Source organism: Microbacterium sp. K35 (assembly GCF_004794375.1).
GTDB lineage: Bacteria > Actinomycetota > Actinomycetes > Actinomycetales > Microbacteriaceae > Microbacterium > Microbacterium sufflavum.
Genome location: NZ_SSDM01000417.1, coordinates 138860 through 151895 on the forward strand (window position 1 = coordinate 138860; position 13036 = coordinate 151895).

The 13036-nt window shown below is 64.0% G+C and carries 14 protein-coding genes; 6 read left to right on the forward strand and 8 right to left on the reverse strand.

The genetic code is table 11. The features are described from left to right. The first annotated feature begins 373 nt into the window (after positions 1–373). Positions 374–658, forward strand: a complete 285-nt coding sequence (locus tag DW299_RS19650) for a helix-turn-helix transcriptional regulator (RefSeq protein ID WP_081860109.1) — start codon at positions 374–376, stop codon at positions 656–658. Positions 659–742: 84 nt separating this feature from the next. Here the strand turns inward: DW299_RS19650 and DW299_RS19720 are convergent, their stop codons facing one another. The 3 genes from DW299_RS19720 to DW299_RS18045 form a co-directional block, all read right to left on the reverse strand. Further along, the gene (locus DW299_RS19720; protein ID WP_081860108.1) at positions 743–1213 is read right to left on the reverse strand and encodes a Mov34/MPN/PAD-1 family protein; all 471 of its coding nucleotides are present in this window, start codon (positions 1211–1213) and stop codon (positions 743–745) included. Continuing rightward, positions 1198–2487 (reverse strand): HesA/MoeB/ThiF family protein, encoded by a 1290-nt coding sequence (locus DW299_RS18040; RefSeq protein ID WP_136031787.1) that lies wholly within the window; start codon positions 2485–2487, stop codon positions 1198–1200. Before DW299_RS18040 ends, DW299_RS19720 begins: the two co-directional genes overlap by 16 nt. 502 nt (positions 2488–2989) lie before the next feature. Then, on the reverse strand, positions 2990–3943 hold the full coding sequence (locus DW299_RS18045) for an SMODS domain-containing nucleotidyltransferase (protein ID WP_029259152.1): 954 nt from the start codon (positions 3941–3943) through the stop codon (positions 2990–2992). A 171-nt stretch (positions 3944–4114) separates the two neighbouring features. Here DW299_RS18045 and DW299_RS18050 point away from each other — a divergent pair, with 171 nt between their 5' ends. Continuing rightward, positions 4115–5413, forward strand: a complete 1299-nt coding sequence (locus DW299_RS18050; RefSeq protein WP_136031783.1) for an SAVED domain-containing protein — start codon at positions 4115–4117, stop codon at positions 5411–5413. 386 nt (positions 5414–5799) lie between these two features. After that, positions 5800–6111, forward strand: coding sequence for a thioredoxin family protein (locus DW299_RS18055; protein ID WP_081860107.1), 312 nt, complete (start codon positions 5800–5802; stop codon positions 6109–6111). A gap of 175 nt (positions 6112–6286) precedes the next feature. Here the strand turns inward: DW299_RS18055 and DW299_RS18060 are convergent, their stop codons facing one another. From DW299_RS18060 to cmtR, 5 genes are read right to left on the reverse strand one after another with little or no spacing between them, the layout of a single operon-like run. Continuing rightward, positions 6287–6496 carry a hypothetical protein gene (locus DW299_RS18060; protein WP_029259149.1) on the reverse strand — a complete coding sequence of 70 codons (210 nt, stop codon included), beginning with the start codon at positions 6494–6496 and terminating at the stop codon, positions 6287–6289. Between the two features lie 54 nt (positions 6497–6550). Further along, positions 6551–7084, reverse strand: a complete 534-nt coding sequence (locus tag DW299_RS18065; protein ID WP_231494440.1) for a signal peptidase II — start codon at positions 7082–7084, stop codon at positions 6551–6553. After that, complete coding sequence (locus DW299_RS18070) at positions 7081–7689, reverse strand: cadmium resistance transporter (RefSeq protein ID WP_029259147.1); 609 nt, start codon at positions 7687–7689, stop codon at positions 7081–7083. The genes DW299_RS18065 and DW299_RS18070 overlap by 4 nt, the downstream gene beginning before the upstream one ends. Continuing rightward, positions 7689–9605 (reverse strand): heavy metal translocating P-type ATPase, encoded by a 1917-nt coding sequence (locus DW299_RS18075; RefSeq protein ID WP_036271584.1) that lies wholly within the window; start codon positions 9603–9605, stop codon positions 7689–7691. The genes DW299_RS18070 and DW299_RS18075 overlap by 1 nt, the downstream gene beginning before the upstream one ends. After that, positions 9602–9961 carry a Cd(II)/Pb(II)-sensing metalloregulatory transcriptional regulator CmtR gene (gene cmtR / locus DW299_RS18080; protein WP_029259145.1) on the reverse strand — a complete coding sequence of 120 codons (360 nt, stop codon included), beginning with the start codon at positions 9959–9961 and terminating at the stop codon, positions 9602–9604. The genes DW299_RS18075 and cmtR overlap by 4 nt, the downstream gene beginning before the upstream one ends. A gap of 234 nt (positions 9962–10195) precedes the next feature. Here cmtR and DW299_RS18085 point away from each other — a divergent pair, with 234 nt between their 5' ends. From DW299_RS18085 to DW299_RS18095, 3 genes are read left to right on the forward strand one after another with little or no spacing between them, the layout of a single operon-like run. After that, positions 10196–10477: a metal-sensitive transcriptional regulator gene (locus tag DW299_RS18085; protein ID WP_029259144.1), complete on the forward strand. Its 282-nt coding sequence runs from the start codon at positions 10196–10198 to the stop codon at positions 10475–10477. A 31-nt stretch (positions 10478–10508) separates the two neighbouring features. Continuing rightward, positions 10509–10832, forward strand: a complete 324-nt coding sequence (locus tag DW299_RS18090) for a heavy-metal-associated domain-containing protein (protein WP_029259143.1) — start codon at positions 10509–10511, stop codon at positions 10830–10832. Positions 10833–10888: 56 nt separating this feature from the next. After that, complete coding sequence (locus DW299_RS18095) at positions 10889–13000, forward strand: heavy metal translocating P-type ATPase (RefSeq protein ID WP_200935185.1); 2112 nt, start codon at positions 10889–10891, stop codon at positions 12998–13000. The last annotated feature ends 36 nt before the right edge of the window (positions 13001–13036 follow it).

Consider the following 13036-nt stretch of genomic DNA (forward strand, 5'->3'; position numbering starts at 1 on the left):
CAACTCAGCAAACGTAGGTCCGGCAGCAGTGCGTCGGCGGGTTTGCGCCACGAAGATCGCAGCAGCGAGTGCCCACTCCTCGGCGCTCTCAGCCCCAGTGAATTCCTCAAAGATGTACACCCACTCGACGGGCGGAGGGGCCTCAATGTCTTTCCACCAGACCGGGTACGACGTATGCATGCTCAGGCCACCACCTCTGCGGTCGTATGCACGGGCCTCTCCCGCGGCACGACCGCCTGTCATCGGGATGGGCAGCACACGTGCAAGGAACAGCGGAGCAATCCGACGGAGACATGATTGTTTCGTATGGCCTCCGAAATTATGCCATACAGAATAGGCCGTACGGGAGTGCGCCACTCAGCAGTCTGAGTAAGTGTCAAGGCGAAATGAGCAGGTCGAAGCTGCCTGGCGAATCTACGCCCAGCGTCTGGCCACATCGCTTCGCTCCGCTCGGGACCGCGCGAACCTCAGTCAAGAAGACGTGGCCTATCGCGCTGGCCTGACCCGGTACACGTATCAGAAGTATGAGAAGGGCGAGTCTCGCCCCGGCGCTCCGATCAACCCCACGCTTCGGACCCTGCTCGCATTATCTCAAGTACTCGAGGTACCTCTTGATCGTCTCCTCCCCGACTCAGTCCCCGATCTTCGGAGCCGATGAGACCGATCCGCGGTCATAACCAGCGGCACCGAACTCGAAGCTTGATGTCCCGCCCCGAAGCACAGTTTTGCGGCTGCGTCGCCGTCAGAGAACGATCGGCCGTGCCCCGCCTGCCACCAAGAAAATGTGAGCTCCTCGGTGCTCCACTGACCACGTGGCAAGCGTCGGAACTGTGCCGCTGAGTGAAACGATGAGTGCTACGAAACGGCCGAATTGCAGGTCAGGATCGGTGACGTGCCTCACGTAGGTTTCGAGGTCGACCTCGCTGGGTACTGGTGGAACGTCTACGTGGGTGTGCCATTCACCAATCCAATGTGACCCATCAGATCGATATAGCTGCTCCGCAATCTCCTGCGTGTGCGCGAGATCGCGACGGAAAAGCCGAGCGCCGTGGAGAGCCTTTGGACCTGGACCGGCGGCGTGCAGGACGCGACTGCCGTCAGATGGACCGAATAGCGCTCCGCCCGTTTCATACCGAGGATCGCCTGCTCGGATCGTCCGTCCGATGAACTCGATCGCTGCTGCCTCGATCTCGATTGTCACGTCGGACTGCATGCTGGGCAATCATCGTAGGGTCGCCCAGCGGGATACCAGGTCTGATCGAGCATTCGCGTCGCGTTGAACGGGCTGGGATACTCGGGGGCCGGTCGTAGTGCGATCACAAGGTTGTCGTCGACGAGCGTCTGATCGAGTTCACCTTGCCGCCGCAGTAGGGTGGCGACCGCGATCTTCGCCGCAAGTTGACCGATGAGGTGGAGATCACCGCCGACGGCGGTCATGGGGTTGTGGCGAGTGCCGGTGCCGTACCCACGGTCGAGCGTGGTCTCAAGATCTATGCGTCCCGCCTCTTGGAGGCGTCGTCTCTGGCATTCAAGGCACCCAACCTCTGGTAGGGGACGGATCCGGAGGATCTCGCCGTATCGCCCGTCGCCCAGTACGCAAGCGAGAACGATCGGCTTCCCAGCTCTGCGGGCAAGGTAGTTCGCAACGCGTCTCGGCTCCACGCCGTCAACGGTGCAGATGACTATGTCCGCGGCATCGAGCAATGGTCGGACGACGTCGGCGTTGACGACGAGGTCGATTGGCCACGCAACGAATCCGCATTCCGGCCAGTTGGCTCCAATCGTCTGCGCGAGTGCATCCACCTTGTTCATGCCCACGCGAGCGGTCGTGAGGACGTGTCGCGGCACGTTGTGGAACAGGAACCGATCTGGATCGACAGCGTCGATCTGACCAACGCCGTAGCTGGCAAGTGCCTCCGCAACGGCGCCACCGATACTTCCTGCGCCCAGTAGCAAGACCCGCGTCTGCGAGAGCTGCCGGATCGGCCAGTACCCGTCAAGCGCACTGAGGAGTTCTTGCCCGTTGTGGATGTCTAGCGCAATCGGACGCACGACGGATTCGGAAACCATCCAGGCTGACCAAGCCGGTAGCGGTTGCCCGTCCACGATCTCCGGGGGTTCGGGGCAATAAGTTACGGCGATCGACCACTTTCCGGGGGAAGGCTCGAGGGCCCTGGGCACAATGCGCTTGAACTCTTCGAACGTCAGGCTGCCGGATTGCCTCGTCAGGAAATACTCCACGACCACGATTTCTTGCGTGACCGAGTACCAGTGGCCGGCTGGGTGGAAGTCGGCACTCATCAGGAAATGCCCGGGGTCGGTGATGACCGGGACGCGATCTGATCCTTCGTTTGAGAGCGCGACGACCAGCGCCGCTCGATCGGGACCAGAAAGCCGACACGTCAGATTGCCCCACCCATGCCCGTTCTCGATGACTTCTTGCGCTTCCGAGGGCAGGAGAACCAGCCAGTCTTCTCCGATCGTCAACGAGACTCCTCGACGGCCTTCTCGATGATCGAGTCTAGGCAATCGTCATGCGCGATCCCGCTGGTCGTCATCTCTGCGATCGTTCGCTTCTCCAAGAGTGCGAATTCGATTGCCCACCCGGAAGCCTTCCGCAGCAGTTCGCTGGTCTGAGACCAGGGGTACCACTGATCAGCGTCGCGAATCAGGCATAGTCGCCCGCTCGGGAGCACATGAAATTGCGTGAAGCCTCGGAGGTTCTGAGCTGGCTGCGGAATGAGCGGAACAACCTGGGGCGGCGCCGCCGGGAACGCGTGAGTGTACTCGACCCGCACAACGAATGGATCGACCAGATCACTTATCTCGGCGGGCGCAGGCCTCGCGAAGGGCCAGAGAGGCAACGGGCCTTCGAAGTATCCGGGTCCTTCCGGTGTCCATTGGAGCAGAGGTGCGACGCCTCGCACATCCATCTTCTCCTGCTCGAGTCGGAGCGGGTCATCTTCCCACCAGGTGCGTGTAGCGAGCATCATCCCTGGGGAGAGTCCTTGATCGGACGCGGGCCTGGGTCGGGTTCACCGGTCGGGGGCAGCACGAGCGGGAAAGCCTCGCCGAAAATACTCTGCCAAAGTCGCGTGGCGGTGGGTTGATCGTTGTTCGCGACCGCTTTCACCGCTGCAGACGCTGACGCAGCCGAGTCTTCGAGGGCGCGGCGCAGGCCAGCAGTATCGAGATCCGGTTGAATCAAGCCAGATAGCTCCGCCGGGTCTTCGATCACGAGATCATGATTCGAGGCCTCGATGAAGAAATTCTTGAGGGCTTCTGGGCGGTTCGCTTGAGAAAGACATTCGAGAGCGAGAACCTCCATCACGAGCGATTTCACCCGACCGGTGTCCTGTTTGTGCTGCCTTGCCCAGTACTTCAGTACCCGCACCAGTGGCCGGAACTGAGGCCACTCACGTTGGCGCGCCGCGACTTCGTTGATGAGGTACTCGGGGTCAGCCAGAGACCATCGCTCTTCGCTCTTGAAAGGGATAAGTATCCCATCCGAACGACGTAGGGCCGGCATTACATCGACGGTGAACGCATCGTCTGATCCGGGCGGGTCGATGAAGCATTTTGCTGCTCGATTGCGGTTTGCGGTGTTGACCTGCCGTACGAGCTGCGCGTGTGATCCGCTCTCGCTAGACAGCAGCTCGTGGACGAGATCGCGGCATCGTTCGATTGCATCTTCGGCCGACTTCCCAGGCTGGCCCCACTCTGGATGCTGATCGGGGTCGAACTCGACGACCAGGTCGACATCGTGCACTGGTTGCAGCTGCGTGCTCCGGGCCAGAGATCCAGACCCCCAGACCAGCTTCACATCAGGCGCTGTGCTGAGAGCGGTCTTGAAAACGTCTCGACGCTCTCTTGCGAGCTGCACAATCTCCACGTCCGCGTCGATCTCAGCCTGCAACGAGTCGAACGAATCCAGCACTGCCATGAAGCCTCCCAGTGACCTTGGGCAGATGCGACGACTCCGTCCGGTCTGCGTAGTCATCAGGATAGTCCGGGCCTCCGACACGCGGCCGTCCGGGCGGATTGCGGCGCGGGCGTCGGACTTCCGTTGCATACTCGTCACATACCCGGAGCAGAGGCGATCAGGAGTATCAAAATGAGCACGAGTGTCGACGTACTCGGTCCGTTGTTTCTTTCCTATCGACACAACGACGGGGCTGAGATCGTGGCGAATCTCGCCTGGCTGCTACGCGCCGCTGGCATTCCAGTCTGGCGGGACAAGGATGACCTCCCCCCTGGGGACACTGCGGAGAGGCTGGCCGAAGCAATCGGCGATGGCCTGTCGGGCGCGGTGTTTGTCATCACCGAGGACATCGCGAACAGTCCGATCGTTCGAGGCATCGAAGCGCCGAAGCTGATCGACCTCCATCGGTCTGACGCCCGATTCCAACTCCTGATCGCCAACGACGTCGCAAAGGAATCATCTGCGTCGCTTGACTACAGCGCTCCCGATCGGCTCTTGGGCCGGGTGAAGGATGACCTGAAGGGTGTAGATCAAAGTGGTACAAGCCCGGAGGGACTGCTTTCACTCGTCGGAAAGGCAGTTGCACATCGCATGGCGCAACATCGCCCTTTGGTGGAAAACAATGGGCGATTCGACCTCTCGATTCAGACTCGAAACATCGGCCAGGTCTACGACCGTACTGGCGCCCAGCTCGACATACGTGTACGCCGGTCGAGTCACGAAACGCTTCCGGACTCGGCCGGACTGGAGGACCTCCGTCGCAGCCTCACACTGTTGCCAGATGCGATCACCAGGACAGGCGCTCGGGCAGTACGCATAACGGGTGGCGCACACCTGTCGATCGCTTTCGCGCTAGGAATCGCCCTGCCTTCGGCAAGGATTGGCCATCTCGAGGTCGTCGATCAACGCGATGCAATCTGGGCCAGCGGAGAAGAAGCGGCTGTCCCGTCAGCGCCAACGCTCCAGTTCACTGCCACGAAATCAGAGGAGCCAGCCCCACAGGGCACACGTCCAACTGTCGCGGTGTATGTCGATCTTCTCCCCACGCAAAGTGACGCGGCGTTCGACCGCTACCTCGCCGAGCACGGAGAAGAACTTGATGCCTACGCGGTCATCCGACTCCACGAGCGTGGCCTCATCGACCCGGCTCGCGCAGGAGCAATAGCTTCCGAAGTCGCTGGTCTGATCCGCCAGCTTTCGGCGACATACGGCAACGCTCAAGTAGACCTGCTCCTCGCTCTGCCTTTTGGGCTCGCCGTACTCATCGGTCGACTCTGCAACACCCTGCGGCTCCGCGTGTTCGAATGGGACAACAGTGACGACGAGGCGAGCAGCGACGCTCGGCCGCGATACGTTCCGTGCGTCGCGGTGCGCGCAAATTCCTCATCTGGCCCCATCACTGCTGTGCTGCTCGAAGCATGCACGGCGTGATCTCGCCCTCGGCCTGACTCTCTTTCACTGCCGGGCAGTCATCCCACGGGCCGTGACCGGGTCTGGAACCGAGACTTTTGGCGAAGCGGCCCGATGGCACTACTGCCAGCTACACAGAGACACCGCGGCTCAGCTCAGCGTGCATGGAGCAGCTGGCTGTCTCACGAAACGTCGGTAACCGAATTTCAGTCTCACCCTGCCTAAAACGTCGGGCGGACCGTTTCGGCGCAACAGGTTCCGGCAGGGGGTTTCGGCAGGCGCGAGACCGGCGTGTCGTGCCGTCGGCAGTCGACCTCGGTGCACCCGCCAGAAACGATCGTTTTCGGTGATAGCCCTCCACCACAAATGGGTCACGACATCAGCAGAGAATCGAGGATGATTGAGTCGTGGAGATTGAGCTGCTGCATATCGCTGATTGCCCTAGCTGGGTTGAGGCCAGTCGTCGTGTTGCCGAGGCGCTTAGCGAAACAGGCCACGACGGATTGAGCCTGCGTTATCGACTCATCCGAACAGAGGAAGACGCCGCCGGGGTTCAATTTGCGGGCTCCCCGACGATCACGGTGGACGGAAACGATCTCTTCCCGGGGTCGGATCGTAGTAGTGAGTTGGCTTGCCGCATCTACAGCACACCTGCTGGGTTGGCCGGGATGCCAACGGTTGAACAGATCCGAGAGGCAATGAGGGCCTATGGAGACTGAGCTCGATGTCGCCTGCACGTGCTGCGGCCGGCATCTACCACGAAGGAAGCTGCACGCCCTCGGAGACGACGGTGCGTTCATCTGTCGACGATGCGGTTTGTGGGTCGCGCTTCGCTTACGACGTGACCGCCCGCCTACGTAGTCCCCACACTCAGAAGCCGCACGCACGGGCGAGCTACACCACGGCGATTGTCCGGACTTCGCGCTCCCATGCCTGTGTTGCGACCTGCACGGCATCCCAGGGGGAGCCGAGCGGGGGCGTGTAGGAGAGGTCGAGGTCGCTCATTGCGGCGATCGTCATGCTGTGGTGCAGCGCTGCCGCGTAGGTGTCGATGCGCTTGGAAATTTCCGCACCGCGGGTGCCGACGAGCTGCGCGCCGAGCAATAGCGCCGATGTAGAGGGCGAGTTGATGGGTTGTCCCCGCTTCTCAAAGCGGTTTCACTTTGTGGCCTCATCGCCGGCGCGGATCATGAGGAGCGCTCCGGTGACCGCTGCGGCGAAGATCACGATGTCGGCGATGTTCCCGATGAACCAATTTCCGTAGGCGAGAAAGTCCACGACGTGTCCGCGGGCGAATCCCGGATCGCGGAAAAGGCGGTCGCCTGCGTGTGAGGCGGCAGCTCCTCCGAGCGCGCCGATGACGATTGCCCATCCCAGGCGTTGTACTCGGAACGCGAACACGATTGCTGTGACGGTGGCGGCGACGGCTAGCAGCGCGAACACCCAGGTGAAGCCTTCCCCGAAGGAGAATGCCGCTCCGGGGTTGTAGGCGAGCTGCAAACCCAACAGGTCACCGATTAGGGGGACGCGCTCACGCTCAGTGAGGGCCGCTTCAGCCCACACCTTCGTTCCCTGATCAATCAACACGACAATCACGGCGATCAGGAGCGCTCCACCAGTGAGCTGCCACCGCCGCGCCGACGACCGCTCGCGCACAGCGGGCGGGTGAGCTTCTGTTTCGGAAGGGATCATGCGAGGACCTCGATCAGACGGACGATGACCCCGGATTCGATCAGGATGAACAGGCCCAGACCGATGAAAACTGCCGGTACAAGCCAGTGCTCGACGCGCTCCAACCCCTCGGTGACTGCCTTGTTAGTGCCGATGAGCCGGCCCGCCGCGCACCAGACGGCAACGAGGATGAGGAACACGACGATCATGATCGCGACGTCGCCGGGCGTGCTGGTGCGGAAGATCGGCGTGTAGAGGGAGATGTTGTCCGCCCCGTTGGCGATCGTGATACCAGCGACGCCCCACAGTCCGACCGCGGTGATCTTGGAGTCGTCGTCATCGTCATCGCCGTTGCGGCGCAGGCCGCGAATGAGCGTCCAGATGCCGATGCCGAGCGGGATCAGGCCAAGGAAGCCGACCCATTCGTCCGGGACGATGGTGAGGCCGAGCGCGGCGATCACGCTGATGACGACGAGGGTGATGAACCCGAGGTACTGGCCTGCGACGATCTGCCACGGCCGGGGTTTCCCTCGGCTGGAGGCGAGGAAAAGCACGGTGAGCACGACGATGTCGTCGATGTTGGTTGCCGCGAACAGGCCGATCGCTGATCCAATGGTGGCGAGCATCAGCGTCCCAGTCGTGGCGTGCGGGTGCGGGCGGCCCGCAGGCCGTTGAGGATCACGATGACCTCGGCGACCTCGTGGACCAGGACGACAGCCGCGAGCCCCAGGACGCCGAAGAGCGCGAGCGGGAGCAGGGCGGTGATGATCAGCAGCGACAGGATGATGTTCTGGTTGATGATCCGTCGACCGCGCCGGGCGTGATCGAACGCCCGCGGGATGAGGCGTAGATCATGGCCGGTGAAGGCCACGTCCGCGGATTCGATCGCTGCGTCGGAGCCGGTCGCGCCCATCGCGATGCCGACGTCTGCGCCCGCGAGGGCGGGGGCATCGTTGATGCCATCGCCGATCATCGCGACCGGTCCCGCCTTCGACAGTTCCCCGATCGCGGTCGCCTTGTCCTCCGGGCGCAGCTCCGCGCGCACATCGCTGATCCCGGCCTGCGCAGCCAGGGCACGAGCGGTCCGGGCGTTGTCGCCGGTGAGCATCGTCACCCCGACGCCCTGGCCGGTGAGTGTCCGGACTACCTGGGGGACTTCAGGGCGCAGCTCGTCGCGGACGCCGATCGCGGCGACCGGTGACCCGTCTCGGTGCACGATGACGACGGTCATGCCCTGCTCTTCCAGCGTTGCGACCCGCTCAACGAGGTCGCCGGCGTCCAGCCAGCGGGGACTGCCGACGGTGATTCTCGATCCGTCGACGGTGCCGTCAATACCGTGGCCGGCCTGCTCGGTCACATCTGCAGCTGCCGGTGTCCCCGGAGCTGCGGCGGTGATCGCTGAGGCAAGAGGATGTGTGCTGTGCTGCTCCAGCGCAGCCGCCCACGCCAACGCCTGGACCTCGGTTACACCGTTCGCGGTGAGTACGGCGGTGACCACGGGTTCGTTGCGGGTAAGGGTTCCGGTCTTGTCGACGGCGACGTGCCGGACCGTACCGAAGCGCTCGAAAACGGCGCCGGACTTGATGATCACACCGAACTTGCTCGCGGCGCCGATCGCAGCGACGACCGTCAGCGGGACCGAGATCGCCAGCGCACACGGAGACGCCGCGACCAGCACGACGAGCGCGCGGGTGATCCACACCTCCGGGTCACCCAGCAGCGAACCGATGATCGCGACGAGCGCCGCGAGGATCAGAACGCCGGGCACCAGTGGGCGGGCGATCCTGTCCGCCAGACGGGCACGCTCGCCCTTGTCGGTCTGCGCTTTCTCGACCAGCTCCACGATCGTCGTGAGCGAGTTATCGGTGCCCGCAGCCGTCGCCTCAACCTCCAGCGCGCCGGCACTGTTGATCGCACCGGCCGACACAACATCGCCAGGCTCGACCTCGACCGGGATCGACTCCCCGGTGATCGCCGATGTGTCCAGGCTGGAGCGCCCGGATCGGACGATCCCATCGGTCGCGATCCGCTCACCCGGGCGGACCACCATGACCTGGCCAACCGTCAACTCTCTCGCCGGTACCTGCGCGGAGACACCGCCCTGCAGCACCGTCGCTGTCTCCGGCACGAGCTTCAGCAGTGCCCTTAGCCCGCCGCGGGCGCGGTCCATCGCCTTGTCCTCGAGCGCCTCAGCGATCGAGTACAAGAACGCCAGAGCTGCAGCCTCCTCCACGTACCCGAGGATGACTGCGCCGATCGCGCTGATCGTCATCAGCAACCCGATGCCGAGCTTGCCCTTGAATAGTTTCCGGATCGCGCCCGGCGTGAACGTCGACGCGCCCAGCAGTAGTCCGACCCAGAACAGCACCAACGCCGGGATCTCTAAGCCGGACCACTCGAGGATCAGACCCCCCAGGAACGCGACACCCGAGAAGATCGGCACCATGATCCCGCGGTCTTTCCACCAGGGCCGCTCAGCCTCTTCGTGTTCCTCTCCCGCCGTGGCGGCAGGCTCATGCTCGCAACCACACGCCTCGCTCACGCGCCAGCCCCCGCTCCGCAGCAGCCCGCCACCGTGCACGCCGAGTCCACGCACGGGGCGTGCACGTCGACAGCCAGCGTCACGTCCACCAGTGCGACGAGGGCAGCAGCTAGGTGCGGGTCGGCGATTTCGTATCGGGTCTGACGGCCCTCCGGCTCGGCAACGACGATGCCGCAATCGCGCAGGCAGGTGAGGTGGTTCGACACGTTCGAGCGCGTCAGCTCCAGTTCGCGCGAGAGCACAGCGGGATAGCTCGGTCCGTCGAGCAACGTCATTAAGATCCGGGAACGGGTCGGATCAGCCATGGCCCGGCCGAGTCGGTTCATCACATCAAGACGGGAAGCAATGGTCAGCATGCACTGAACTATACAGTGACCGCTGACTGGTTATCAATTCGATCGAATGTTATGGCGTTCTGTTCGTCGCCGCGTCAACCAGTCGTGAGGTGCGCGATCCTGCTGTGGTGGACGACGCCGCATGCCGCCGGGCGCTCGATAGCGATCGTCCCGCGAAACTGCAGCCGGAGGCTGTCGTTCGGGAATAGGCCGGTGCCTGTTGAGTTACATACCCCCAGGGGGTATGTTGTGGGTATGAACGGTTACACCGACAACAAGGCGGATCTGCGCAAGCGATTGAGTCGGGTTGAGGGTCAGGTGCGAGGTATCTCGCGGATGGTCGATGAGGACAAGTACTGCATCGACATCCTGACGCAGGTCGCTGCGGCCACGAAGGCGCTCGAAACGGTGGCCTTGTCGCTCCTGGGTGACCATCTGAGCCATTGCGTCGCTCAGGCAAGCGCTGAGGGTGGCGAGGTTGCGGCGGAGAAGGTCCGCGAAGCTAACGACGCCATCGCTCGCCTGGTCCGTTCATAACCACACGTCTAACGATCTGGAGAAATTCACTATGACTGACCGCATCGAACTCGGACTGAAGGACGCAAACGCTGGTTGCGCATGCTGCGCAGCCCCATCGAACATCGAGGCATCCGCTCCTGTGGCGGCCCCGGTCTCGGAAGAGGTACTGGTCACGGGAATGACGTGCTCGCACTGTGTGTCGAGCGTCAGTGAGGAACTGAGCGCGCTTGACGGTGTCGCGTTCGTCGCTGTCGACCTGAACGCCGGCGGCTCGTCCCGCGTGACGATCCACAGCGCAGCCCCTGTCGATCCCGCTGCCGTGAGGGCTGCGGTCGAAGAGGCCGGTTACAGCCTCGCGACCAGCCAGGCCTGATTCACTTATCCGTCCGCACCCGGCTCGACCCCGGGCGCATCGAACAAGGAGTTCTGATGAGCCAGCACGACGAGCACACCCATCACATCGCACACGAGAATCCCGGCACCGCGCCGACGGCGCAGCATGACCACGCGGCGATGAGCCACGACCACGGCGCTCCTCAAGGTCACGCGGGCCACGGCGGTCACGCGGGCCACGGCGATCACGTGGGCCAGTTCCGGCGGTTGTTCTGGATCATGCTGGTCCTTGCGGTCCCGGTTGTCGGGTTCTCGGGGATGTTCTCGATGCTGCTCGGGTACCCGTTGCCGGAAGCCGCCTGGGTTGGGTGGGTGTCCCCGGTTCTCGGGACGGTCATGTACATCTGGGGTGGGGCCCCGTTCCTCACCGGCGCGGTGAGTGAACTTCGTGCCCGCAAGCCCGGAATGATGCTCCTGATCGCCCTCGCGATCACGGTCGCGTTCCTCGCATCCTGGGGCGCGAGCCTCGGCCTCCTCCATCATGAGCTGGACTTCTGGTGGGAGCTGGCGCTGCTGATCGTGATCATGCTGCTCGGCCACTGGATCGAGATGCGCTCCCTCGCACAGACCACCTCAGCACTGGATTCCCTCGCTGCACTGCTGCCCGACGAGGCGGAAAAGATCGAAGGCGACACGACCGTGACGGTCGCCCCGTCCGATCTGCTGGTGGGTGACGTGGTGGTGGTGCGCCCAGGCGGGCGGGTGCCCGCTGACGGGCGGATCGTGCAGGGCTCGGCCAGCATGGACGAGTCGATGATCACCGGCGAGTCCCGGCCCGTGCGCCGCAGCGACGGCGACCAGGTCATCGCCGGCACCGTCGCCACCGATTCCGGGGTGCGGGTCGAGATCACCGCGATCGGCGACGACACCGCTCTCGCGGGGATCCAAAAGCTGGTGACCGAAGCGCAGAATTCATCCTCGCGCGCGCAGCGGCTCGCAGACAAGGCCGCCGGGTGGCTGTTCTGGTTCGCGCTCGGCGCCGCCGCGATCACCGCCATCGTCTGGACGATCGTCGGCATGCCCGACGCCGCCGTGATCCGCACGATCACCGTGCTGGTGATCGCCTGCCCGCACGCGCTCGGTCTGGCGATCCCGCTCGTCGTGTCGATCGCCACCGAGCGTGCCGCTCGCGGAGGCGTGCTGATCAAGGACCGTCTCGCGCTGGAGAGCATGCGCACCGTCGACACCGTCCTGTTCGACAAGACCGGCACGCTCACCAAGGGCACCCCCGCCGTGACCGCGATCGACCCCGTCTCCGGGACCGACCCTGACCAGCTGCTGGCCTGGGCCGCGGCCGCGGAAGCAGACTCCGAACACCCCCTCGCCCGCGCGATCGTCAACGCGGCGAAAGAGAAGACCCTCACGGTCCCCTCGTCAGCCGATTTCGAATCGTCCCCGGCGGTCGGGGTCCGTGCACGTGTCGATGGGCGCGTGGTGCAGGTCGGTGGCCCGTACATGCTCGAGCAGGAACACGCCTCCGAGCTACCGGTCGCCGACGAGTGGCGCCGTGAGGGTGCGATCATCCTCCACGTGCTCGTCGACGGACAGGTCGCGGGTGCCCTGCGCTTGGCGGATGAGATCCGCTCGGAGTCGCGTCACGCCGTCGAGGCCCTCCACGAGCGTGGCGTGCAGGTGGTCATGATCACCGGTGACGCCGACGCGGTCGCAGCCTCCGTCGCGGGCGAGCTCGGCATCGACCGGTACTTCGCCGGGGTCCGACCCGAAGACAAGGCCTCGAAGGTGAAAGAGCTGCAAGGCGAAGGGCGCAAGGTCGCGATGGTCGGAGACGGTGTCAACGACGCCCCCGCGCTCGCGCAGGCCGACGTCGGCATCGCCATCGGCGCCGGGACGGATGTTGCGATCGCGTCCGCGGGCGTCATCCTCGCCAGCGACGACCCCCGGTCGGTGCTCTCGGTGATCGAACTGTCGCGGGCCAGCTACCGGAAGATGAAGCAGAACCTCTGGTGGGCCGCCGGCTACAACCTGCTCTCCGTCCCCCTCGCCGCCGGAGTGCTCGCCCCGATCGGGTTCGTGCTCCCGATGTCCGTGGGCGCGCTGCTGATGTCCCTGTCAACCATCGTCGTCGCGCTCAACGCGCAGCTGCTGCGCCGACTGGATCTGCGCCCGGACGCCGTGGCCGGTAAGTAGCGAGAAACAGTTAGGTCGACGGACGTAGGCTGGGGC

Bases quoted from the DNA above. Each gene is read 5' to 3' on its own strand.
- DW299_RS18095 (WP_200935185.1), top strand. From the start codon at position 10,889: ATGAGCCAGCACGACGAGCACACCCATCACATCGCACACGAGAATCCC.
- DW299_RS18090 (WP_029259143.1), top strand. From the start codon at position 10,509: ATGACTGACCGCATCGAACTCGGACTGAAGGACGCAAACGCTGGTTGC.
- cmtR (WP_029259145.1), bottom strand. From the start codon at position 9,961: ATGCTGACCATTGCTTCCCGTCTTGATGTGATGAACCGACTCGGCCGG.
- DW299_RS18070 (WP_029259147.1), bottom strand. From the start codon at position 7,689: ATGCTCGCCACCATTGGATCAGCGATCGGCCTGTTCGCGGCAACCAAC.
- DW299_RS18065 (WP_231494440.1), bottom strand. From the start codon at position 7,084: ATGATCCCTTCCGAAACAGAAGCTCACCCGCCCGCTGTGCGCGAGCGG.
- DW299_RS18045 (WP_029259152.1), bottom strand. From the start codon at position 3,943: ATGGCAGTGCTGGATTCGTTCGACTCGTTGCAGGCTGAGATCGACGCG.
- DW299_RS19720 (WP_081860108.1), bottom strand. From the start codon at position 1,213: ATGCAGTCCGACGTGACAATCGAGATCGAGGCAGCAGCGATCGAGTTC.
- DW299_RS18050 (WP_136031783.1), top strand. From the start codon at position 4,115: ATGAGCACGAGTGTCGACGTACTCGGTCCGTTGTTTCTTTCCTATCGA.
- DW299_RS18085 (WP_029259144.1), top strand. From the start codon at position 10,196: ATGAACGGTTACACCGACAACAAGGCGGATCTGCGCAAGCGATTGAGT.